This is a genomic window from Pseudomonas sp. FW305-70 (genome assembly GCF_058783925.1).
The window spans coordinates 21,831-28,307 of sequence record NZ_JBYSYZ010000058.1 but is presented as its reverse complement, the minus strand read 5'-3'; the positions used below and the strand labels follow the sequence as shown (position 1 = coordinate 28,307).

Genomic DNA, 6,477 nt, shown 5'->3' with positions numbered 1-6,477 from the left:
GGTCGTGCCAGTCGACATAAAAGGTGACTGACACGACCCCTTCGCGAGCAAGCCCGCTCCCACATTGATTTGTTGCCGCAAAAACGCGTCGCCAGTACCGCCCGGCGGGAGCAACCTCCCTCGCCACAAAAGGCGGGAACTTCATCCTGAAACCCTTATCTCAAAGACACCTCACCATCCCCGGCGGGATTGGTGTTGGCCGCTATCGAACATGCGGCATGCCCTTTGAGATTTGTTTCGATGGCCCAAAAGAACCTGCAAGACTCATCTCCGTCACATTGGCCCGAGGCCGCGCAGACCCTGATGGCGCTGATGCACGCCCAAGGCGAAGTCGCACGCCTGACCGAACGGGAACAGCTGCTCAACACATTGCTGGCAAGCGTCAACGCGGTGCTGTGGGCATTCGATTGGGAAACCCGCCGGGTGCTTTACGTCAGCCCGGCCTACGAACGGATTTTTGGCCGGTCAGCCGATCAGCTGCTGGCCGACTGCAATCAATGGCGCGACAGCATTCACCCTGACGACCTCGACTACGCCGAACGCAGCCTGGCCGAAGTGCTGGACAAAGGCGCCGTCGAAGACCGTGAGTATCGAATCATTGCCGCCGACGGCCAGGTGCGCTGGCTCAGCGACAAATGCTTCATCAATCGCCAGGCCGAGCCGGGACAACCGGTGATCATCGTCGGCATTGCCGAAGACATCACCCACAAGAAGCAGCTGGAAACCGAACTGCATCGTCTGGCCACCACCGACGCCCTGACCCAGAGCAGCAATCGCCATCATTTCTTCGAATGCGCTCACCGCGAGTTCGCACACGCCCGGCAACAGGGCGAGCCGCTGTCATTTCTGATGCTGGATATTGATGACTTCAAGACGATCAACGACACCTACGGTCACCAGGAAGGCGACAACGTGCTGCAACGCATTGCCGAAAGCGGCCGCGCAGCGTTGCGTCGTCGCGATCTGTTCGGGCGCATTGGTGGTGAGGAATTTGCTGCGGTGTTTCCCGGGTGCACGCCGCAAATGGCCCTGCAAGTGGCTGAACGCCTGCAACGGCAGATTCAGCAGTTGAGTTTCAACCATGAAGGCCGGACGTTCGGCATCACTGTCAGCCAGGGCCTGACCAGCCTGAGCGCCTCGGACGAAACCGTGGAGGACCTGTTTTCCCGGGCGGATGCCGCGATGTATCAGGCCAAGCGCGAGGGCAAGAACAGGATTGTCACGGCCTGACCGGCCACCACAAAACCACTGTGGGAGCGGGCTTGCTCGCGAATGCGGAGTGTCAGTCGATGTCGATGTTGGCTGACACGCCCCTTTCGCGAGCAAGCCCGCTCCCACAGGGAATTGCGTAAAACCTACTTCCTGCGCAACCGCATCAATTCCGGCAAGCCGATCTTGAGCAACCGCGCCGTCCGGCTCTTGGCCAGCTCCTCAATGCCCTCATGCTCGGTCAGGCGCGCCATCTGCGCCGCCATGTTCATCACCAGCGCTTCGCGGGAGTAAACCCCGCCACCGAGCTGGTAGGCCGCGGCAATCAGCTCCCGTAACTCCAGCGGCAGACGCCAGCGCGTACGCAGGGCCGAGCCATAGGCCGCGCCATATTCAACCAGCGCCTCTCCCACTTCTTCCAGCTCGTCCAGTTCGCCGCCAGCCTGTTGCCATTCCTGCAGGCAGCGCAGCAACGCCAGATCACCGAGGCGATGCAACATGCCGGCGCAATAGCAGCGCTCCTGATCCAGATCAAGCAAGCGCGCCAGCGTCCGCGCGTATTCGGCAGTGTGCAGTGACAGCTCCCAGTAACGCTCGGCATAGTCGGCCAATTGCGGATCGCTGAGCCGGGCACTGCGCTTGAGCGTCAATCCGAGAATCAGGTTCATGCTCTGCCCGATACCCAGGCGATGCAGCGCCTGGGACAGGGTTTGCACACCCGCGCCGCGGTGCTGGGCCGCGCTGTTGGCGGCGGCAATCAGCACAGCCGTGACCTGCGGATCGGTGCGGATTTCGTCCTCCAGCACCGTCAGGTCGAGGCCATTGGGATTGAGGCTGCGTTTGACCGCCACTTGCACGTCGGTCATCAGCGGCGCACCGTCGGCCAATTCCCGTCGACGCTCCAGAAACACCGACAACGTCATGCCCGGCGCCAGCGCCGGCACTTCGCACGAGACTTCTTCCCCCGCGTGCAGCAGCAACCCCTGCAACCGATGGGTCAGGCTTTCCATGTTCAGGGGCTTGGTCAGGTACGCCGCCGGCGCCAGCGGCAAGGCCTCGCGCACGCTGGCACTGTCGTTGCGACTGCTCATGAGGATGAAGGGCAGCGGCGGGTTGCGTTTGCGCTGGCGGATGTTACGCAGGACATTCAGGCCATCGACACCCGGCAACTCCCAATCGGCGATGACCAGGTCATAGGAATTGGCAGCCAATAGCTCCAGCGCTTGCTGGCCATCGGCGCACAAATCCAGCCGTGCATCGCAGCGTACGTTCAACAACACTTCCTTGAGCAGATCCCGGGACCAGGGGTCGGCCTCGGCAATCAGTACTCTCGGAACCGCGGGTAAAATGACAGTTGTCATACAGCTCTCCCTGGCAATGCAGGAACCTTAGCCAATGCTGGCCATTCGATACAGCGTTAATGCGCGGGATGTGTTTTCAGGGGCATGAAAAAACCCGCCGAAGCGGGTTTTTTGTGGATCAGGTCACACTGGGTGATCAGAGCTCGGCGAAGCACTCTTCGATGATCGCCAGGCCTTTGTCCAGTTGCTCGTCCGGCGAGGTCAGCGGTACCAGGACGCGCAGAACGTTGCCGTAGGTGCCGCAGGACAGCAGGATCAGGCCCTTGTCGCGAGCCTTGGCCACAACCGATGCCACAGCGGCGGCGTTTGGCTTGTGGCTGTCGCCGTTTTCGAACAGCTCGACAGCGATCATCGCACCCAGGGCACGGACTTCGCCGATCACCGGGTACTTGGCCTGGATGGCCTTCAGGCCAGTTACCAGACGCTCGCCAACGGCCTTGCAACGATCCAGCAGGTGCTCTTCTTCGAACACTTCCATCACGGCCAGAGCCGCGGCGCAAGCAATCGGGCTACCGGCGTAGGTGCCGCCCAGGCCGCCTGGAGCGATGGCGTCCATGTATTCGGCCTTGCCGCACACACCGGCCAGCGGGAAGCCGCCAGCGATGGATTTGGCGAAGGTGGTCAGGTCGGCAGCAACGCCCATCTGTTCCATGGCGAAGAAAGTACCGGTACGGCCAGCGCCAGTCTGTACTTCGTCAGCGATCAGCAGGATGCCGTGCTGGTCGCACAGGGCACGCAGACGCTTCATGAATTCTTTCGGAGCGACGTAGAAACCACCTTCGCCCTGAACCGGCTCGATGATGATCGCAGCGATGTCTTTCGGCTCGGCGTCGTTCTTGAAGATGCGTTCGATGGAAGCGATCGAGTCGTCGATGCTCACACCGTGCAGTTCGTTCGGGTACAGCGCGCGGAAGATGCCGCCTGGCATCAGGCCCATGCCGGCCGAGTAAGGCACGACTTTACCGGTCAGGCCCAGGGTCATCATGGTGCGACCGTGGTAAGCGCCGGTGAACGCGATCACGCCGGCACGGCCAGTGGCGGCACGGGCGATCTTGATCGAGTTTTCCACGGCTTCGGAACCGGTGGTCACCAGCAGGGTTTTCTTGGCGAAATCGCCTGGCACCTTGGCGTTGATTTTTTCGCACACTTCTACGTACGGCTCGTAGGCCAGCACCTGGAAGCACGTGTGGGTCAGCTTGTTCAGCTGCTCGGTCACGGCCGCGATGATTTTCGGGTGCACGTGGCCGGTGTTCAGCACGGCGATACCGCCGGCGAAGTCGATGAACTCACGACCTTCAACGTCGGTCACGGTCGCGTTCTTCGCGGACTCGGCGAAGATCGGGTGAATCTGGCCAACACCACGTGGAACTGCATTGGTACGGCGGGCCATCAAAGAAGCGTTAGTCTTGCTCATTACATTCCTCATTCGCCGCTCATCGGTCGGCGTGGTTCAAGGATTAAGCGGTGGGGAGGTAACTAAGGCAGCATGCGATGATCGACTGCCACAGCGTTCCCGACCACAGAGAAAATTCCGGTTTGAAGCGGCGCAAAGGGACAGCGCTCTCGTGCCCTTTGCGCTTGAAGCAATGCTCTTCCGGGTTAGATGCCCAGGCAGAGGTATTTGATTTCCAGGTAATCTTCGATGCCGTACTTGGAGCCTTCACGGCCCAGGCCCGAGGCCTTGATGCCGCCGAACGGCGCGACTTCGTTGGAGATCAACCCGGTGTTGACGCCGACCATGCCGTATTCCAAGGCTTCAGCCACACGGAACACACGACCCAGGTCGCGAGCATAGAAGTACGAGGCCAGACCGAACTCGGTGTCGTTGGACATCGCGATCACATCGGCTTCGTCTTTGAAGCGGAACAGTGGCGCCAATGGACCGAAGGTTTCTTCCTTGGCCACGGCCGCGTTGTTCGGCACGTTGGTCAGGATGGTCGGCTCGAAGAAGTTACCTTCCATCGACTTGCCGCCGGACAGCACGGTGGCGCCTTTGGAAACGGCGTCAGCAATGTGCTCTTGCACCTTGGCCACGGCTTTTTCGTCGATCAGCGGGCCAGTGGTGGTGCCGTCTTCCAGACCGTTACCGATCTTGAGCTTGGCCACAGCCACTTTCAGCTTCTCGGCGAACGCGTCGTAGACCGAATCCTGAATGTACAGGCGGTTGGCGCAGACGCAGGTCTGACCGTTGTTGCGGTATTTGGAAATGATCGCGCCTTCGACGGCCTTATCCAGGTCCGCGTCGTCGAACACGATGAACGGCGCGTTGCCGCCCAGTTCCAGGGACACTTTCTTGATGTCCTTGGCGCATTCCGACATCAGTTGACGACCGATTTCGGTCGAACCGGTGAAGGACAGCTTGCGCACGATCGGGTTGCTGGTCAGTTCGCTGCCGATGTCGCCGGCGCTGCCGGAAACCACGCTGAACACGCCTGCAGGGATACCGGCACGCTGGGCCAGTTCGGCCAAGGCGAATGCAGAGAACGGAGTTTGCGAAGCAGGCTTGAGCACCATGGTGCAACCGGCGGCCAAGGCCGGACCGGCTTTACGGGTGATCATGGCAGCCGGGAAGTTCCACGGGGTGATTGCAGCGGTCACGCCGATTGGCTGCTTGATCACGATCAGACGCTTGTCTGGCTGGTGGCCCGGAATCACGTCACCGTAGATGCGCTTGGCTTCTTCGGCGAACCATTCGATGAAGGAAGCGGCGTAAACGATTTCGCCCTTGGCTTCGGCCAATGGCTTGCCTTGCTCCAGGGTCATCAGGCGAGCCAGGTCGTCCTGGTTCTCGATGATCAGCTCGTACCAGCGACGCAGCTTGGTCGCACGTTCTTTGGCGGTCAGTGCACGCCAGGCCGGCAGCGCTTTGTCAGCGGCTTCGATCGCACGGCGGGTTTCGGCAGCGCCCATTTTCGGCACGGTGCCCAGAATTTCGCCCGTTGCCGGGTTGTTGACCTTGATCGTCTGACCATTGTCCGCATCAACCCACGCGCCATCGATGAAGGCTTGCTGGCGGAACAACTGGGTGTCTTTAAGCTGCATGTCGGCTTTCCTTAACAGCACCGCGCACGCGCGGAGCAAATTATGATTGTAGAAAGGCGCCTCGATAGGCTGCCGTCAGGGAAATCATTCACCGGGCTGAAGCACATAAATAGCGCACTGATTCAAATCGTGCGGTTCAGCACCCAGACAAGAGCGTTTGAAATCTCAAACGAATCCTAGGATCAAAGGGGGTAAAGGACAATAGGCTGTTCGAAAAAAAGAACGAAAACGACGCTTTTGCCCATATTTTCTGATCAACGTAGCAAACGCCCGTTACAGCTTTAAAAAAACGCAGGCGATTCAGCAGCATGGACGCCCGCAGTGCATATGAGTATCATGGCGCCCGCTGCACCAGTAGCTCAGCTGGATAGAGTACTGCCCTCCGAAGGCAGGGGTCGTGGGTTCGAATCCCGCCTGGTGCACCATACGTTGTAACGAGAAAGCCTCAGGCCTTATGGGTCTGGGGCTTTTTTGTGGGTGTTGTTTTTATGAAATCAAACTGACTCCATTGGAGCCGGGTGAGAGGTAGCAGGCCATTGGCAAAACATCGGCATGAGTTCCATGGCGTAGCCGATGGCATGCGGGCTGAAGGGTCAGTAGTCAACTTAAAGTTGACTACTCCAGCACTCGGCGAGCGGTAGAAGGGGGAAATCCAGACAATCCCCCCAACTGCCAAGGTTGCAGGAGATAAGCCTGCACGATACCCTTCCGCCGTCGCTGCCAATTCAGTGACCGGGCTTGGTAACCCGAGAGTTAAGCGCAACAGCGCCCCCATTCGAATTGCAGGCGTTTTTTTTCGCCCGTAATTTTGAGTTATGGCGGCTGTGCGTGGGACGTTTTCGGACGTGCCGGATTCCTTGACTCC

General features: G+C 59.8%; 4 protein-coding genes and 1 tRNA gene. 2 read left to right on the top strand and 3 right to left on the bottom strand.

Annotation, left to right across the window (positions count from 1 at the left end; genetic code table 11):
* Nucleotides 1-240: 240 nt before the first annotated feature.
* Nucleotides 241-1,230 carry a sensor domain-containing diguanylate cyclase gene (locus tag AC3WN7_RS26865; RefSeq protein ID WP_102675845.1) on the top strand — a complete coding sequence of 330 codons (990 nt, stop codon included), beginning with the start codon at nucleotides 241-243 and terminating at the stop codon, nucleotides 1,228-1,230.
* 125 nt (nucleotides 1,231-1,355) lie between these two features.
* Here AC3WN7_RS26865 and AC3WN7_RS26860 read toward each other — a convergent pair whose 3' ends face one another.
* The 3 genes from AC3WN7_RS26860 to gabD all read right to left on the bottom strand — a co-directional run bounded on the left by AC3WN7_RS26860 (nucleotide 1,356) and on the right by gabD (nucleotide 5,612).
* Entirely contained in the window at nucleotides 1,356-2,570 is a 1,215-nt protein-coding gene (locus AC3WN7_RS26860) for a response regulator (RefSeq protein WP_102675844.1), read from the bottom strand.
* A gap of 136 nt (nucleotides 2,571-2,706) precedes the next feature.
* The gene (gene gabT / locus AC3WN7_RS26855) at nucleotides 2,707-3,984 is read right to left on the bottom strand and encodes a 4-aminobutyrate--2-oxoglutarate transaminase (protein WP_007975624.1); all 1,278 of its coding nucleotides are present in this window, start codon (nucleotides 3,982-3,984) and stop codon (nucleotides 2,707-2,709) included.
* 185 nt (nucleotides 3,985-4,169) lie between these two features.
* Nucleotides 4,170-5,612 carry an NADP-dependent succinate-semialdehyde dehydrogenase gene (gene gabD / locus AC3WN7_RS26850; RefSeq protein ID WP_207258507.1) on the bottom strand — a complete coding sequence of 481 codons (1,443 nt, stop codon included), beginning with the start codon at nucleotides 5,610-5,612 and terminating at the stop codon, nucleotides 4,170-4,172.
* Between the two features lie 348 nt (nucleotides 5,613-5,960).
* Here gabD and AC3WN7_RS26845 point away from each other — a divergent pair.
* Nucleotides 5,961-6,037 (top strand) — tRNA-Arg (locus tag AC3WN7_RS26845).
* The last annotated feature ends 440 nt before the right edge of the window (nucleotides 6,038-6,477 follow it).

Bases quoted from the DNA above. Each gene is read 5' to 3' on its own strand.
- AC3WN7_RS26865 (WP_102675845.1), top strand. From the start codon at position 241: ATGGCCCAAAAGAACCTGCAAGACTCATCTCCGTCACATTGGCCCGAG.
- AC3WN7_RS26860 (WP_102675844.1), bottom strand. From the start codon at position 2,570: ATGACAACTGTCATTTTACCCGCGGTTCCGAGAGTACTGATTGCCGAG.
- gabT (WP_007975624.1), bottom strand. From the start codon at position 3,984: ATGAGCAAGACTAACGCTTCTTTGATGGCCCGCCGTACCAATGCAGTT.
- gabD (WP_207258507.1), bottom strand. From the start codon at position 5,612: ATGCAGCTTAAAGACACCCAGTTGTTCCGCCAGCAAGCCTTCATCGAT.